This window comes from Streptomyces sp. NPDC034049 (genome assembly GCF_055575575.1).
In genome coordinates this window covers 712,510-728,220 of sequence record NZ_JBVISJ010000002.1, presented here as the reverse complement: position 1 = coordinate 728,220, position 15,711 = coordinate 712,510, and the positions used below count along the sequence as shown (strand labels likewise).

At 71.9% G+C, this 15,711-nt stretch carries 10 protein-coding genes; 8 read left to right on the top strand and 2 right to left on the bottom strand.

Going from position 1 to position 15,711, the window contains the following annotated elements; translation table 11 throughout:
- The first annotated feature begins 190 nt into the window (after positions 1 to 190).
- Entirely contained in the window at positions 191 to 1,093 is a 903-nt protein-coding gene (locus ACZ52C_RS07990; protein ID WP_469074176.1) for a LysR family transcriptional regulator, read from the top strand.
- Between the two features lie 47 nt (positions 1,094 to 1,140).
- Here ACZ52C_RS07990 and ACZ52C_RS07985 read toward each other — a convergent pair whose 3' ends face one another.
- Positions 1,141 to 1,470 (bottom strand): WhiB family transcriptional regulator, encoded by a 330-nt coding sequence (locus ACZ52C_RS07985; protein ID WP_469073926.1) that lies wholly within the window; start codon positions 1,468 to 1,470, stop codon positions 1,141 to 1,143.
- A 392-nt stretch (positions 1,471 to 1,862) separates the two neighbouring features.
- Here ACZ52C_RS07985 and ACZ52C_RS07980 point away from each other — a divergent pair, with 392 nt between their 5' ends.
- The 4 genes from ACZ52C_RS07980 to ACZ52C_RS07965 all read left to right on the top strand — a co-directional run bounded on the left by ACZ52C_RS07980 (position 1,863) and on the right by ACZ52C_RS07965 (position 6,218).
- Positions 1,863 to 2,474: a response regulator transcription factor gene (locus tag ACZ52C_RS07980; RefSeq protein ID WP_003948568.1), complete on the top strand. Its 612-nt coding sequence runs from the start codon at positions 1,863 to 1,865 to the stop codon at positions 2,472 to 2,474.
- Between the two features lie 268 nt (positions 2,475 to 2,742).
- Positions 2,743 to 3,318 (top strand): sigma-70 family RNA polymerase sigma factor, encoded by a 576-nt coding sequence (locus ACZ52C_RS07975; protein ID WP_005481141.1) that lies wholly within the window; start codon positions 2,743 to 2,745, stop codon positions 3,316 to 3,318.
- Positions 3,319 to 3,483: 165 nt separating this feature from the next.
- Positions 3,484 to 4,989, top strand: coding sequence for an IMP dehydrogenase (guaB, locus tag ACZ52C_RS07970; RefSeq protein ID WP_469073925.1), 1,506 nt, complete (start codon positions 3,484 to 3,486; stop codon positions 4,987 to 4,989).
- 104 nt (positions 4,990 to 5,093) lie between these two features.
- Positions 5,094 to 6,218, top strand: coding sequence for a GuaB3 family IMP dehydrogenase-related protein (locus ACZ52C_RS07965; RefSeq protein ID WP_469073924.1), 1,125 nt, complete (start codon positions 5,094 to 5,096; stop codon positions 6,216 to 6,218).
- A gap of 559 nt (positions 6,219 to 6,777) precedes the next feature.
- On the opposite strand, the gene ACZ52C_RS07960 is transcribed toward ACZ52C_RS07965, so the two are convergent.
- A complete protein-coding gene (locus ACZ52C_RS07960) occupies positions 6,778 to 7,986 on the bottom strand; it encodes a nucleotide sugar dehydrogenase (protein WP_469073923.1) in 1,209 nt (402 codons plus the stop codon).
- Between the two features lie 292 nt (positions 7,987 to 8,278).
- On the opposite strand from ACZ52C_RS07960, the gene ACZ52C_RS07955 reads away from it, so the two are divergent.
- The 3 genes from ACZ52C_RS07955 to ACZ52C_RS07945 all read left to right on the top strand — a co-directional run bounded on the left by ACZ52C_RS07955 (position 8,279) and on the right by ACZ52C_RS07945 (position 15,583).
- Positions 8,279 to 9,985: a glycerol-3-phosphate dehydrogenase/oxidase gene (locus ACZ52C_RS07955; protein WP_469073922.1), complete on the top strand. Its 1,707-nt coding sequence runs from the start codon at positions 8,279 to 8,281 to the stop codon at positions 9,983 to 9,985.
- A gap of 266 nt (positions 9,986 to 10,251) precedes the next feature.
- A complete protein-coding gene (locus tag ACZ52C_RS07950; RefSeq protein ID WP_469073921.1) occupies positions 10,252 to 12,516 on the top strand; it encodes a serine/threonine-protein kinase in 2,265 nt (754 codons plus the stop codon).
- Between the two features lie 400 nt (positions 12,517 to 12,916).
- A complete protein-coding gene (locus ACZ52C_RS07945) occupies positions 12,917 to 15,583 on the top strand; it encodes a protein kinase (protein WP_469073920.1) in 2,667 nt (888 codons plus the stop codon).
- The last annotated feature ends 128 nt before the right edge of the window (positions 15,584 to 15,711 follow it).

Here is a 15,711-nt window from a genome sequence, read left to right as displayed (position 1 = left end):
CGTGGCAGCCAGTCACGCTCCACTTGCAATCGACCAATCGACGCCCTTCGGACCGAGTCGACAAGCTCGGTTCTTCGAGGGCCGAGAAGTTGACCGACAGAAGCTTCATACGGGTACGAGTACGCGGCCGTAGTCAAAGCGTCGACGCAATATGCGGCACTGCATCCAAGCCGCGCTTATGCTCGACCGTGTGATCGAGGCCCGCCATCTCCGTGTCCTGCGCGCCGTCGCCGCCACCGGTTCCTTCTCGGCGGCCGGACGTGAACTGGGCTGCACCCAGCCCGCCGTCAGCCAGCAGATGAAGGCGCTCGAATCCTCCGTCGGCACCCCGCTGCTGGTCCGCACCGGCCGCGAGATGCGGCTGACCCAGGCGGGCGAGGCGCTGGTGCGGCACGCGGCCGGCATCCTCGCCGGGCTCACCGCGGCCGAGGAGGAGGTCGCCGCCATCGCCGGGCTGCGCGCCGGCCGGGTCCGCCTGGTCTCCTTCCCCAGCGGCAGCTCCACCCTCGTGCCCACCGCGCTGGCGGCCCTGCGCGCCGCCCACCCCGGCACCCGGGTCTCCCTGGAGGAGGCCGAACCGCCGCGCTCGGTCGAGATGCTCCGCGCCGGCGACTGTGACATCGCGCTCGCCTTCCGCTACGAGGGCGCGGCCGGAGCCGAGAAGGGGGAGTGGGACGACCTGGTCGTGCGCCCCCTGCTCACGGACCGGCTCGTCGGGCTCGTCCCGCAGGGGCACCGGCTGGCCCGCGCGGGCTCCATCGGCATCGGGGAACTCGCCGACGAGTCCTGGATCGCCGGCTGCCCGCGCTGCCGGGGGCAGCTGGTGCGGGTCTGCGAGAGCGCGGGTTTCACACCCCGGATCGACTTCGCGACCGACGACTACCCGGCGGTGGTCGGTCTGGTGGGCGCGGGGCTGGGGGTCGCCGTGCTGCCGGAGCTGGCCGTCGAGTCCGTACGACCCAAGGGGGTGCGGACGGTGTCGGTCGAGCCGGTGGTGCACCGGGAGATCGTGGCGCTCACCCTGCCGGACCTGGCCCTGGTGCCCACGGTCGCGGCGACGCTGGACCGGTTGGCCGGAGCGGCCGCGCGTTAGCGCCTGGAGCACGGGCATCTGGTGCCCGGCACTGAAGAAACGTTCTTTCAGGTGTCCGAACCGGTCTCGTTGCCGGACGCGGACGCCGTCACCAGCCGGTGGCGCGCTCTGCCCATGAGCTCCTCGCGCTCGTCCTCGGTCAGCCCGCCCCACACGCCGTACGGCTCGCGCACCGCCAGGGCGTGGGCCGCGCACTGCGCGCGTACCGGGCATCGCATGCAGACCTCTTTGGCCGAGTTCTCACGAGCGCTCCGTGCCGCACCGCGTTCTCCTTCGGGATGGAAGAAGAGCGAGCTGTCGACGCCGCGGCAGGCCGCGAGGAGCTGCCAGTCCCACAGATCAGCGTTCGGTCCGGGAAGGCGGGAGAAATCTGCCATTGCGTGTCCCCTTGTTGCCGTTCTGGGAGGAGATGTTGCCCATGACCGTACATCGACTATCTAAGGAGATGAAAATATGACTCATTGCGAATCTAGCCTCAGACACCAATAAATGCGAACAAAAACGTCTGAATGGGGCATAGGTTGTGATGAAACGTTGAGGGTCCCTTGCGCATGTCTGCACCGTGTCCGCCCCCTCACGTAGAGTGCCGAAGGTGACCAGCCATCCCGTAACTCTTTCGAGTGACCGTCGTTGAGACGGGCGGAGGCGGTTGAAAGAACAAGCGCTCGGGCAGGCGTTCGTGTCCGCTCGTGAGTGTCGACCGCACAGGTGACGATTACGTACCAGCCTGGAGGCTCAAGGTGACGCGCATCAGCTGCGGAGGGCGGCCATGACATCCGTCCTCGTCTGCGACGACTCCCCGCTTGCCCGAGAGGCGCTGCGCCGCGCGGTGGCGACCGTGCCCGGCGTCGAGCGCGTGACCACGGCGGCCAACGGCGAGGAAGTCCTCCGCCGCTGGGGGGCCGACCGCTCGGACCTGATTCTGATGGACGTACGCATGCCCGGTCTGGGCGGCGTCGAGACCGTGCGGCGGCTGCTGTCCGCGGACCCCGGGGCGCGCATCATCATGCTCACCGTCGCCGAGGACCTGGACGGCGTGGCCCTCGCCGTCGCCGCCGGCGCGCGGGGCTATCTGCACAAGGACGCCTCCCGCGCTGAGCTGCGGGCCACGGTCACCCAGGCCCTGGCCGACCCGACCTGGCGGCTCGCCCCGCGCCGGCTGCGGTCCGCCGAGATGGGTGCCGCGCCGACGCTCACAGCCCGCGAGATCCAGGTCCTGGAGGGCATGAGTCACGGCCGCTCCAACGCCGAGATCGGCCGCGAGCTGTTCCTCTCCGAGGACACGGTCAAGACCCACGCCCGGCGCCTGTTCAAGAAGCTCGGCGCCTCGGACCGCGCGCACGCGGTGGCGCTCGGCTTCCGCTGGGGTCTGGTCCGCTGAATGGACCGTGCCGGGGGTGGCCCCCCACGAGGGAGGAGCCCCGCCTGCCGCACGGCGGGCGGGGGCGACGAGACGATCCGCCGGGTGCCCGCTGCTCGTTTCGCCGCGGATGCCGCATCCTTGAGGTGTGGAGTTCCTAGGGGAGCAGTCGAACGAGCGGGAGGGGAGGGCGCAGGAGATGAGTTCCGGCGCGCCTGCTCATAACGCTTCGGTGCACAACCATGGACGTGGCGCCACGGACCGGACGGCCGCAAGGCACCATGGACCGATGCGCGACGACGAGACGACAGTGATCGGTGCGCTCGTGCATCGCGCGGTCGACGGGGACGAGCAGGCCACGCACGATCTGCTCGCCCATGTCCACCCCTTGGCGCTGCGCTACTGCCGCACCCGGCTGTCCCGGCTGCCCGGTGACGCGCGGCACTTCGTGGAGGACCTGGCGCAGGAGGTCTGCGTCGCCGTCCTCCTCGCGCTGCCGCGCTACAAGGACACCGGCAGGCCGTTCGAGGCGTTCGTGTTCGCCATCGCCGGCCACAAGGTCGCCGACCTGCAGCGGGCCGCGATGCGTCACCCCGGGTCGACGGCCGTCCCCTCGGACGAGATGCCGGAGCGTCCCGACGACTCCCTCGGCCCCGAGGAGCGCGCCCTGCTCAGCAGCGACGCCGAGTGGGCCAAGAAGCTCCTGGCCAACCTCCCGGAGAACCAGCGGGAGCTGCTGCTGCTGAGGATCGCGGTGGGGCTCACGGCCGAGGAGACCGGACAGATGCTGGGGATGTCACCGGGCGCGGTCCGGGTGGCCCAGCACCGGGCGCTCAGCAGACTCCGGGCGCTGGCGGAGCAGTAGCCGCACCGGCCCACGGCTTCTCGGGGCGCCCCGCGTGAACACGCGGGGCGCTTTTTCCGTACGAACATACGAAGCCCGGCAGGACTTCGTACCGTGGAATGTGTGCCCCGCACTTCCCGTTAGCATGGACATCCGCACCGATCAAGGCCATTTGGGGAAGGTGTCATGACTGCAAACGTCGACGGAGTGCCCGATAAATTCGCGACGCTCGGGCTGACCTACGACGACGTGCTGCTGCTGCCCGGCGCGTCGGACATGGCACCCGACGAGATCGACACCGCCTCCTACGTCTCCAAGAACGTGCGGGTGAACATCCCGCTGCTCTCGGCCGCGATGGACAAGGTGACCGAGTCCCGCATGGCCATCGCCATGGCCCGGCAGGGCGGCGTCGGAGTGCTGCATCGGAACCTCTCCATCGAGGACCAGGCCAACCAGGTCGACCTGGTGAAGCGCTCCGAGTCCGGCATGGTCGCCGACCCGATCACCGTGCACCCCGACGCCACGCTCGCCGAGGCCGACGCGCTCTGCGCCAAGTTCCGCATCAGCGGCGTCCCGGTGACCGACGGCAACAAGAAGCTGCTCGGCATCGTCACCAACCGGGACATGGCCTTCGAGACCGACCGCACGCAGCGGGTCCGCGAGGTCATGACGCCGATGCCGCTGGTCACCGGCAAGGTCGGCATCTCCGGCGTCGAGGCCATGGAGCTGCTGCGCAAGCACAAGATCGAGAAGCTTCCGCTGGTCGACGACGCGGGCATCCTCAAGGGCCTCATCACCGTCAAGGACTTCGTCAAGGCCGAGAAGTACCCGCACGCGGCGAAGGACGGCGAGGGCCGCCTCCTCGTCGGCGCGGCCGTCGGTGTCGCCGGCGACGCCTTCGAGCGCGCCCAGGCCCTCATCGAGAACGGCGTCGACTTCATCGTCGTCGACACCGCCCACGGCCACTCCCGTCTGGTCGGCGACATGGTCGCCAAGATCAAGTCGAACTCCTCCGGCGTCGACGTCATCGGCGGCAACATCGCCACGCGTGACGGCGCCCAGGCCCTGATCGACGCCGGCGTGGACGGCATCAAGGTCGGCGTCGGCCCCGGCTCCATCTGTACGACCCGCGTCGTCGCCGGTATCGGCGTCCCGCAGGTCACCGCCATCTACGAGGCCTCCCTCGCCGCCAAGGAGGCCGGTATCCCGGTCATCGGCGACGGTGGCCTGCAGTACTCCGGCGACATCGCCAAGGCCCTGGTCGCGGGCGCCGACACCGTGATGCTCGGCTCGCTGCTCGCGGGCTGCGCCGAGTCGCCGGGCGAACTGCTGTTCATCAACGGCAAGCAGTTCAAGTCGTACCGGGGCATGGGTTCGCTCGGCGCGATGCAGTCGCGCGGCGACCGCAAGTCGTTCTCCAAGGACCGCTACTTCCAGGAGGGCGTCGCCTCCGACGAGCAGCTCGTCCCCGAGGGCATCGAGGGCCAGGTGCCTTACCGCGGCCCGCTCTCCTCGGTCGTCCACCAGCTGGTCGGCGGTCTGCGCCAGTCGATGTTCTACGTCGGCGGCCGCACCGTCCCGGACCTCCAGGCGAACGGCCGCTTCGTCCGGATCACCTCCGCGGGCCTCAAGGAGAGCCACCCGCACGACATCCAGATGACCGTCGAGGCGCCGAACTACAGCCGTAAGTAGACAGCGGACCTGGTGAGGGCGGCCTCGGTGTATCCGGGGCCGCCCTCGTCGTGCCCGTCGGCGATACTGGTAGACGCTGAACGCATCAGGGAAAGGCCACAGACGTGACTGAGATCGAGATCGGGCGCGGCAAGCGCGGCCGCCGGGCGTACGCCTTCGACGACATCGCCGTCGTCCCCAGCCGCCGTACGCGGGACCCGAAGGAGGTCTCGATCGCCTGGCAGATCGACGCCTACCGCTTCGAGCTGCCGTTCCTGGCCGCCCCCATGGACTCGGTCGTCTCCCCGGCCACCGCGATCCGCATCGGCGAGCTGGGCGGCCTCGGCGTCCTCAACCTCGAAGGTCTCTGGACCCGGTACGAGGACCCGCAGCCGCTGCTCGACGAGGTCACCGACCTGCCCGACGAGGCCGCGACCCGTCGCCTCCAGGAGATCTACGCCGCTCCCATCAAGGAGGAGCTGATCGGGCAGCGCATCAAGGAGGTGCGCGACTCGGGTGTCGTGACCGCCGCCGCGCTCTCGCCGCAGCGCACCGCCCAGTTCTCCAAGGCCGTCGTGGACGCGGGTGTCGACATCTTCGTGATCCGCGGTACGACCGTGTCGGCGGAGCACGTCTCCGGTTCGCACGAGCCGCTGAACCTGAAGCAGTTCATCTACGAGCTGGACGTCCCCGTGATCGTCGGCGGCTGCGCCACCTACACGGCCGCCCTGCACCTGATGCGGACCGGCGCGGCCGGTGTCCTCGTCGGCTTCGGCGGCGGCGCGGCCCACACCACGCGCAACGTGCTCGGCATCCGGGTCCCGATGGCCACGGCGGTCGCCGATGTCGCCGCCGCCCGCCGGGACTACATGGACGAGTCCGGCGGCCGGTACGTGCACGTCATCGCGGACGGCGGTGTCGGCTGGTCCGGTGACATCCCGAAGGCGATCGCCTGCGGCGCGGACGCCGTGATGATGGGCTCGCCGCTGGCCCGCGCGACGGACGCGCCCGGCAAGGGCAACCACTGGGGCATGGAGGCGGTGAACGAGGAGCTGCCGCGTGGCAAGAAGGTCGACCTCGGCACCGTGGGCACGATCGAGGAGGTCCTCACCGGGCCCTCGCACACGCCCGACGGCTCCATGAACCTCTTCGGTGCGCTGCGGCGGGCGATGGCCACCACCGGGTACAGCGAGCTGAAGGAGTTCCAGCGCGTCGAGGTGACGGTGGCGGATTCGACGCATATGCGGTGAGCTGACGCGGCGCTCGGCTTGAGCGGGGCTTGGGGCTCGGTTGCCTGAGGGCGACCGGGCCCTTTTGCGTGCCCAAGTGGGCTGGCGGGGGCGTGAGTTGTGGGGGTGGGGGCGCGTGGTGGTGCTCGGGGCGAATGTGGGCCGAACGGGCGTAGCCGGGCGATAGCGTTCGTGTCCGGCGCCCCAGCTTGGCTGGGAGCCCCCTTCCAAGGACCTGGTCCGGACCCCGCCCTCGGGGCCCGGCCCGATTTCCGACGGACCGCCTACCGGGTCAATGGGCGGTGTCGTGGAAGGGGGCGCCCATGGGACGTCACCGCAAGCCCACCCGCTGGGACCGAGTCCGTCTTCGGATGGTGAAGTGCCGGAGGAGGTGGATCTTGCGGCTTTTCGGATGGTGAGCGGCCGCCCCCACACCAACTAGGGGCGGACACTCCGTGAACCATCCAGGAGCCTGCCGCAGTGACCGCTGCGGTGGGCTCCGCCTGTTTCCGTACGGTACCGGTGGAGGCGGGCGGCTGCCAGCGGCCCCGGAGGCCAGGGGTGTGGCGTGCGCCCCCTCTCACAACCTGTGCGCCGCCCCCGTGGGCGTAGCTCCCCGCGTGTCCAGCAGCAGTTGTGCCTTCACCGACAGGCCCTGGAGGTCGTACGTGCGGTGCTGCTGGAGGAGGATCGTCAGGTCGGCGTCGGCGGTGGCCTCGTAGAGGGAGTCGGCGCGGGGGATGGGGCGGTCGAGGACGCTCCAGGTGGGGACGTGCGGGTCGTGGTAGCTGACGTGGGCGCCGAGTTCGATGAGGCGGCGGGCGATCTCGTCGGCGGGGGTGCCCTGTTGGTCGGGGACGTCGGACTTGTAGGTGACGCCCAGCAGGAGGACGCGGGCTCCCCGGGCCGACTTGCCGTGCTCGTTGAGGAGGGTGGCGGCGCGCTGGACGACGTACTGGGGCATGCGGTGGTTGACCCGCTGGGCCAGTTCGACCATGCGGAGCGAGCGGGGGGCGTGGCCCGCGAGGTCCTGGGGGAGGGCGTGGCCGCCGACGCCGGGGCCGGGGCGGAACGCCTGGAAGCCGAAGGGCTTGGTCTCGGCGCAGCGGATGACGTCCCAGAGGTCGACGTTCAGGTCGTGGCAGAGGGCGGCCATCTCGTTGACCAGGGCGATGTTGACGTGGCGGTAGTTGGTCTCCAGGAGGTGGACCGTCTCGGCCTCGCGCAGGCCACGCGCGCGTACCACCTTGTCGGTGAGGCGGCCGTAGAAGGCGGCCGCCGATTCCGTGCAGGCGGGGGTGAGACCGCCGATCACCTTGGGGATGTTGGCGGGGCCGTAGGCGCGGTTGCCCGGGTCCACGCGCGCGGGGGAGTAGGCGAGGTGGAAGTCGCGGCCGGCGCGTAGGCCGGAGCCCTCTTCGAGGAGGGGGCGCAGGAGGTCCCCGGTGGTGCCCGGGGGGACCGGGGACTCCAGGATGACCGTGGTGTGCGGGCGCAGCCGGGCGGCCAGGGTGCGGGCGGCCTCCTCGACCTGGGTGAGGTCGAGGGAGCCGTCGGCGCCGAGGGGGGTGGGCGCGCAGATGACCGCCGTACGGACGCGGCCGAGTTCGGCGGGGCTGGTGGTGGGCTTGAAGCCGCGGGCCAGCATGCGGCGCAGTTCGCCGGGGGCGAGCGAACCGGAGTCGGGGCCGGTGCGGTAACCGAGCGTGGCGATGCCGGCGGCGACGGCGGCCTGGGCCAGCGGCAGCCCCAACTGGCCGAGTCCGATCACGGCGAGATCTGCGGGCATGGCGGGGCCGTCCTTCCCAGTAACCGAAGCGGGACAGACGCGCAAGCCCGGTGGTCTGGATGAGCGAGCGCAATGTCACATTAGGCGGAAATATGACCGATATACGGGATTGGGGCAGTGTTTTTCTGTGCGCGTCCTGCGGAGTTATCCACAGGCTGGGGGCCGGTGGTGGCCGAACTCGGGCAACGCGGTCAGAATTTTGGGCAGGGGATGCGAGAGGGACGAAAGAGCTGGGTCTCGCCTGACGGGCATGGACGGATGAGGCCGACGCGACGGACAGCGGGAGGCAGCGGTGAGGACAGCGGCACTGGGACCGGCGCAGCGCGCCGAGTCACTGGCGGGTATGGCCGAGCGCGAGCTGGACGTGCTGGTCGTGGGTGGTGGCGTGGTCGGTGCGGGCACGGCCCTGGACGCCGTGACCCGCGGTCTGTCCACGGGCCTGGTCGAGGCGCGTGACTGGGCGTCGGGTACCTCCAGTCGGTCCAGCAAACTGATCCACGGCGGCCTGCGCTATCTGGAGATGCTCGATTTCGCTCTCGTCCGCGAGGCCCTGAAGGAGCGTGGGCTGCTGCTGGAGCGGCTGGCCCCCCACTTGGTGAAGCCGGTCCCCTTCCTCTACCCCTTGCAGCACAAGGGGTGGGAGCGGTGGTACGCGGGCTCGGGCGTCGCGCTGTACGACGGGATGTCCATGGCGCGCGGACACGGGCGCGGGCTCCCGATCCACCGTCACCTGACCCGTCACCACGCCCTGCGCGTCGCGCCCTGCTTGAAGAAGGACGCGCTCGTCGGGGCCCTGCAGTACTACGACGCCCAGATGGACGACGCGCGGTACGTGGCCACCATGGTGCGCACGGCCGCGTCGTACGGGGCGAAGGTCGCCAACCGCGCGCGGGTGACCGGGTTCCTGCGGGAGGGCGAGCGGGTCGTCGGGGCCAGGGTGCAGGACGTCGAGGGCGGCGGGGAGTACGAGATCCGCGCCCGCCAGGTCGTCAACGCGACCGGGGTGTGGACCGACGACACCCAGGCGATGGTGGGCGAGCGCGGGCAGTTCCACGTCCGGGCCTCCAAGGGCATCCATCTGGTCGTACCGAAGGACCGGATCCACTCCACGACCGGGCTGATCCTGCGGACCGAGAAGTCCGTGCTGTTCGTCATCCCCTGGGGACGGCACTGGATCGTGGGCACCACGGACACCGACTGGGACCTCGACAAGGCACATCCGGCGGCCTCCAGCGCGGACATCGACTATCTGCTGGAGCATGTGAACTCGGTCCTGGCGGTGCCGCTGACGCGGGACGACGTGCAGGGGGTGTACGCCGGGCTGCGGCCACTGCTCGCGGGGGAGTCCGACGCCACCAGCAAGCTCTCGCGGGAGCACATCGTGGCGCATCCGGTGCCGGGACTGGTGGTGGTGGCCGGGGGGAAGTACACGACGTACCGGGTGATGGCCAAGGACGCGGTGGACGCCGCCGTGCACGGGCTCGACCAGCGGGTCGCCGAGTGCGTCACCGAGGAGGTACCGCTGCTGGGGGCGGAGGGATACCGGGCCCTGTGGAACGCGCGGGCGCGGATCGCGGCGAACACCGGGCTGCACGTGGTGCGGGTGGAGCATCTGCTGAACCGGTACGGATCGGCGACCGAGGAGGTGCTCGAACTGATCGCGGCCGATCCGTCGTTGGGGGAGCCGTTGCACGCGGCCGACGACTATCTGCGGGCCGAGGTGGTGTACGCGGCTTCGCACGAGGGGGCGCGGCATCTCGACGACGTGCTGACACGCCGGACGCGGATCTCGATCGAGACGTTCGACCGGGGGACGCGAAGTGCCCGGGAGGCGGCGGAGTTGATGGCTCCCGTGCTCGGCTGGGACAAGGACCAGATCGAGCGGGAGGTTCAGCACTACGAGAAGAGGGTGGAGGCGGAGCGGGAGTCGCAGCGGCAGCCGGACGACCTGACGGCGGACGCGGCGCGGCTGGGGGCGCCGGACATCGTTCCGCTGTAATCGACTCGCCGCGCAGACGTTCGGACTAGCCCCCGCAGACGTTCGGGCTCGTCCCCGCAGACCCTTCGGGCTCGTCCTCGAACGCCGGACGGGCTCGGAGGGGTGGGCGGGAAGCCACGGGAATCGGGGCCCCGTTGTGAAGTGTGGGTGGGCGCGGTGAGGGGTCTGGAGACGGGGTGGCCGGTTGAGGGGGGCCCTGGGCGTGGGGCGGTTGGCGGGTGGGTGACAATGGAGGCTCTGTCAGGGCGGGTTGTATGAGGGGACGCATGTCGGAGGCGGAGCGGGCTGGGGAATCCCGTCAGGACAAGGACGCACGTCTCCTCGCCGGGCGGTACCGGCTGGGAGGGGTGCTCGGTCGCGGCGGCATGGGCACGGTGTGGCGTGCCATGGACGAGACGTTGGGCCGTACGGTCGCCGTCAAGGAGCTGAGGTTCCCGTCGAGCATCGACGAGGACGAGAAACGGCGGCTCATCACGCGCACGCTGCGCGAGGCCAAGGCGATCGCGCGGATCCGCAACAACGCCGCGGTGACGGTGTTCGACGTCGTCCACGAGGACGACCGGCCGTGGATCGTCATGGAGCTCGTCGAGGGCAAGTCGCTCGCCGAGGTCATCCGGGAGGACGGCGTCCTCGAACCGAGGCGGGCCGCCGAGGTGGGGCTCGCCATCCTCGACGTGCTGCGCGCCGCGCACCGCGAGGGCATCCTGCACCGGGACGTGAAACCGTCGAACGTCCTCATCGACAAGCACGACGGCCGGGTCGTCCTCACCGACTTCGGTATCGCACAGGTCGAGGGCGACCCCTCCATCACCTCGACCGGCATGCTCGTCGGCGCCCCCTCCTACATCTCGCCGGAGCGGGCGCGCGGCCACAAGCCCGGGCCCGCCGCCGACCTCTGGTCGCTCGGCGGTCTGCTCTACGCGGCCGTCGAGGGGGTGCCGCCCTACGACAAGGGTTCGGCCATAGCGACGCTGACCGCGGTGATGACCGAGCCGGTGCCGCAGCCCAAGCGCGCCGGCGCGCTGAAGGACGTCATCTTCGGCCTGCTCACCAAGGACCCCGAGCGGCGCCTCGACGACGCCGGCGCGCGGGCCATGCTCAACAGGGTGATCCACGCGCCCGATCCGAAGGACGTCGAGCCCGCGGACGCCACGCGGGTCGTGCCGTTGCCGCCGGTGCCGGAGGAGCGCGCGAAGAAGGGCGGTTCCGGAGGCAAGGACGGCGGGGGCGAGCGGGCTCGCGCGCCCCGGTGGTCCATGCGGAAGGGTGCGGCCGCCGCTGCGGCCGGGTCGGCGGCCGTCGGTGCCGGTGCCGGGAGCGGCGGTGGCAGCGGTGCGGAGGCCGCGCGCGGTGCTTCCGGTGGGGCTTCGGGGGGTGCCTCCGGTGGGGTCTCCGGGGGGTCCCGTGGGGGTTCCGGTGGCTCCGGTGGGGTCTCTGGTGGCTCCGGTGGGGCCGGTGCGAAGCCCTCGGGCTCCAGCCCTGCGGCGGTGACGACGCGGTCCGCCTCTGTCGGGGTCTCGTCCCGTGCCGAGGGCGCGAAGACCGGCGGCGCGCAGACCGGCGGCGCGGCGCAGGCGGCGGGCAGGCCGGCCGCGTCCGGGGTGCCCGGACCGCGGGCCGGCGGTGCCGCTCAGGGCGCGGGCGCGGGGAACTCCGTCTCGGCGGGGCGGACTTCGGGGTGGCCCGAGATGCCGCCGCCGGATCTGCCGCCGCGGCCGGTGCCCAGGGCGCCGATCACGGACGTGGTGTCGCGGCGGACCCTGGCGGTCATCGCGGTGGCCGTGGTCCTGGCCGTCCTCGGCACCGTGCTGGCGCTCACCCTCGGTGGTGACGACGACGGTTCGACGGGCAGCAAGGGGGCCGACACCAAGGCGGTCGCGTCCAGCGGGGCGGCGTCGGGGAGCGACGCCGACAGCAAGGACGCGGACAAGGGCACGGCCGACGACGTCGACAAGGCCGCGGGGTCCGACCCCAGCCCGGACGGGGAGACCACGGAGGAAGCCGGCGGTTCGGGCGGGTCCGGGGGCAGCTCGCCCAGTCCCTCGGGCGGGTCCGACGGGTCGGTGAGCGAGGACGGTTCCGGCTCCGGCTCGGGAGACATCGCGACCGAGACGTACAAGAGCACTCAGGGGTTCTCGATCGGGCTGCCCGACGGGTGGAAGTACCAGTCCACGGACGCCGCGGGAGCCCGGTTCTCCGGGCCCGACGGCCAGCGGCTGCTCGTCGGGTGGACGTCCACGCCGAAGAGCGACCCGGTCGCGGACTGGAAGAACCAGGAACGGTTCATGACGCGCCCGCAGTACAAGAGGATCCGAATAGAGGCGGTGGACTACCGGGGCTGGAACGCGGCCGACTGGGAGTTCACCTATGTGGAGAGCGGTACGAAGAACCGGTCGATCGACCGGGGCTTCGTCGTCGACTCGCGGCAGGGGTACGCGCTGATGTACACCGCCAAGGCCGCGAAGTGGAGCGGTGAACTGCGCAAGGACACCTGGCGGACCTTCACGAAGACGTTCAAGCCGAAGGCGTGAGGTGCCGGGCGCCCCGCTCGCGGCCTCGTCCGTGACGGTGGGCGTGGGGGCGCGTGCCGGTGGATGGTGTGCGCCGGGGCGTTGAGGGTCGTGGCTCTGTGCGGGCCCGTGCTTCGGTTCGGGGTGCCGTGCGGGGGCGTGCGGGTGCGCGGGCCGGGGCGAGGCGCCTCGACATGAGCTCGGCTTCGGCAGTTGTGCCCGCCCGGTGAGTTCGGGGGCGGGTCTTCCGGGGAAGATCGGATGCGTTCGAGCCCATTCGAGACGAACGAGATATCGCATCGAGTCAATGTGAGTTGCCTCCGGCACGTATCGTGAAGGGCTGCGGACCGTACGCAATCCAGAGCGGAACGGGTCGCTGGGCGAGCGGAATTGACCAACCGGGCGGCCGGGGGAGGGCATCGTGGACGAATACGCGGGGCGAGTGCTCGCCGACCGCTATCGCCTGCCGCTGCCGCCCTCCGACGAGTACGAACTCGCCGCCGAGATATGCGCCTTCGACACCTACAGCGGACAGGAAGTCCTGGTACGGCAGGTGCCGTTGCCCGAGGTGGTCGAGGCGGAGGTGCTCGACTCGGACGGTCTGCCCGAGGGGTACGTCGCTCGGGACGCCGGGGCGCGCCCGGGTGCGGCTCGGGCCACGCGCAGGTCCACCGACCCCGCCGTACGACGAGCCATCGAGGCCGCGCAGGCCGCCGCGCAGATCCCCGACCACCCCCGGCTCGACCAGGTCTTCGACGTGTTCGCCGAGGGGGGCTCGCTCTGGATAGTGAGCGAACTGGTGCCCGCCCGGACACTGGAGGCGCTGCTCGTCGAGCAGCCGCTGACGCCGTACCGCGCGGCGGAGGTCGCCTCCGACGTGCTCACCGCGCTGCGGGCGTTGCACGCGCACGGCTGGGTGCACCGGAACATCACCGCCCGCACGGTGCTGGTCTGCGACGACGGCCGGGTGATGCTGACCGGGCTGGCAGCCGGGGCGGCGGAAGAGGCACTGTGCGGGTACGACCCCGTGCCCGCGCGGGAGTTCGAGGACCGGCCGCCCGCGGCACCCGGCGGTGGCGCGGGAGCGTCGGCCGCGGGGTCCGGCTCGGGGCAGGGGACGCGGCACGTTCCGGTGCCGCCCGGCGGGGTGCGGGACGCTCGGCGTGATCCGGTCCCGCCCGGCGGCGTTCCCGGCGCCCGTGGCGGTGCGCTGACCGGAGGCGGCGGTACGTTCGGTGGCGCGGTCGAGGATCCCGAGGCTGCTCGGCGCGCCGCGATAGAGGCTCGGGCCGGGAGTGCGGGGCCGGGGGCGGATCCCTCCGGCGGACAGCGCGCGCTGGAGGCCGGCGGGGACGCGCGGGCGGCGCGGGCGGGTGCCATCGCGGCGTACCGGGCGGGCGCTCGGGCCGCGGCCCGTGTGCAGGACGACCAACGCGGCGGGCCGGGCACGGGATTGCCCGCGCAGCGGCCGGCGCCGCAGGACGGGACGCCGGGGGCGGGGCGTGACGGCGGCGCGACGTCGGGCGGGGCGACCCGCCCGGTGCCGCTCCACCAGATCGCCGACCCCTACGGCGTCCTCGCGAACGGCGGCGCCACGAGCGCCTGGCACGGCGCCCTGCCGCGCGGCGGAACGGCTTCGCCCGGCGTGGGTGACGGCGGTGCGACCAGCGGTGGTGCGACCGACGACGGGCCCGGCGGTGCGTATGTCGATGCCGTGCCCGGCGGCGTCCCGGTGTCCTCGGGGGTGACGGACGCCGTTCCCTGGGACGGGGCCGGGGGCGGGACCGCTCCTCGGCGGGGGCCCGCGACCGCGCTCGCGGCCGAGCGTGCGCGGCAGGCCCGGATGGCGCTGGTGGGGCCGGTCACCGAGCGATGGGCGCCGGAGCAGGCCGGACCGGTGCACGAGAACTGGCAGTTGGCAGCGCCGATCGGACCGGCCACGGACCTGTGGGCGCTCGGCGCGCTGCTGTTCCGGGCCGTGCAGGGACACGCGCCGTACCCGGAGGAGAACACCGCCGAGCTGGTGCAGATGGTGTGCGCCGAGCCGCCCGCGTTCGCCGAGGAGTGCGGACCGCTGCGGCCGGTCGTGGAGTCGCTGCTGCGCCAGGACCCCACCGAGCGGCTGGACTTCGAGGAACTGCGCGGCTGGCTGCGCTCCCTGGTGCGGTCGGCGCCCGAACCGGAGGCCGGTACGCACGTCGTGCCCGCGCCGCCCGTCGACGCGAGCCGGCTGCCGATCGTCCGGCGGCGGGGCGAACTCGTCCGCAGACGACGGGCCGGGCTGCCCGCGACCAGCGCGCACGCCCGCCACAAGCGCACGCGGCAGGACCGGCGGCCCCAGCCCCGCAAGCTGGGCCGCACTCTGCTCCTGCTGATACTGCTCGCGCTGGCCGCCGCCATCACGTACGCCATGGTGTTCATGCCGAAGGCCACGCCGAGCAGCGAGGGCGCCGACACCGGCAGCCGCACGGACAGTGTGGGGCAGCCGAGTTCGGCGCCAGAGGCGAGCGGCGACACCCGGCCCGGTCAGAACTCCAGCTCGCCCGACGGGGGCGAGGAGGGCCAGAGCGGCACCAGCCCCTCGCCGTCGGAGTCGTCCGGGTCCACCCAGACACAGACCGGCGATCCCGAGGTCGCCCAGGGGTTCACCCTGCGCAAGGACCCCGAGGGCTTCCAGATCGCCGTGGCCACCGGCTGGGACCGCGGCGGCAGGAACGGGCGCGGCCAGATCGTCTACTCCCGGGGCGGCTTCGAGCTGATCGTCGTCCCCGGGCGGGACAGCACGGCGACGTACGGCAGCGACCCGCTGAAGTACCAGCGGGAGGACGAGCGCGAGTTGCAGCCCTTCCGCGACTCGACCTGGGCCACCTCCACCGGGATGCGGCTGGTCGAGGTGGGCGGGGTGACCTCGGCCGAGGGGCAGTTCACCTGGCAGGACTCCGAGGGGCGCGGCGTCTACGTACGCAACCTCGCGATCCTGCTCGACGGGCGGTACCACGTGGTGCAGGTGCGCGGGCCGGAGGCGGAGCGGGACGAGGTCACCCGGCTGTACGAGCAGGCGGCGGCCACGTACAAGGCGACCGGCTGAGCCGTCGTCCGGCAGGCGGCGGTAGTGCGGGCGGCGGTCGTACGGTCGGCGGCTGTTCGGTAGCGGCTGTTCGGTACGGCGGCGGAAGGTTGCGCTCCGTTCACAGAAGCGAGAACCGTCACAGTGCG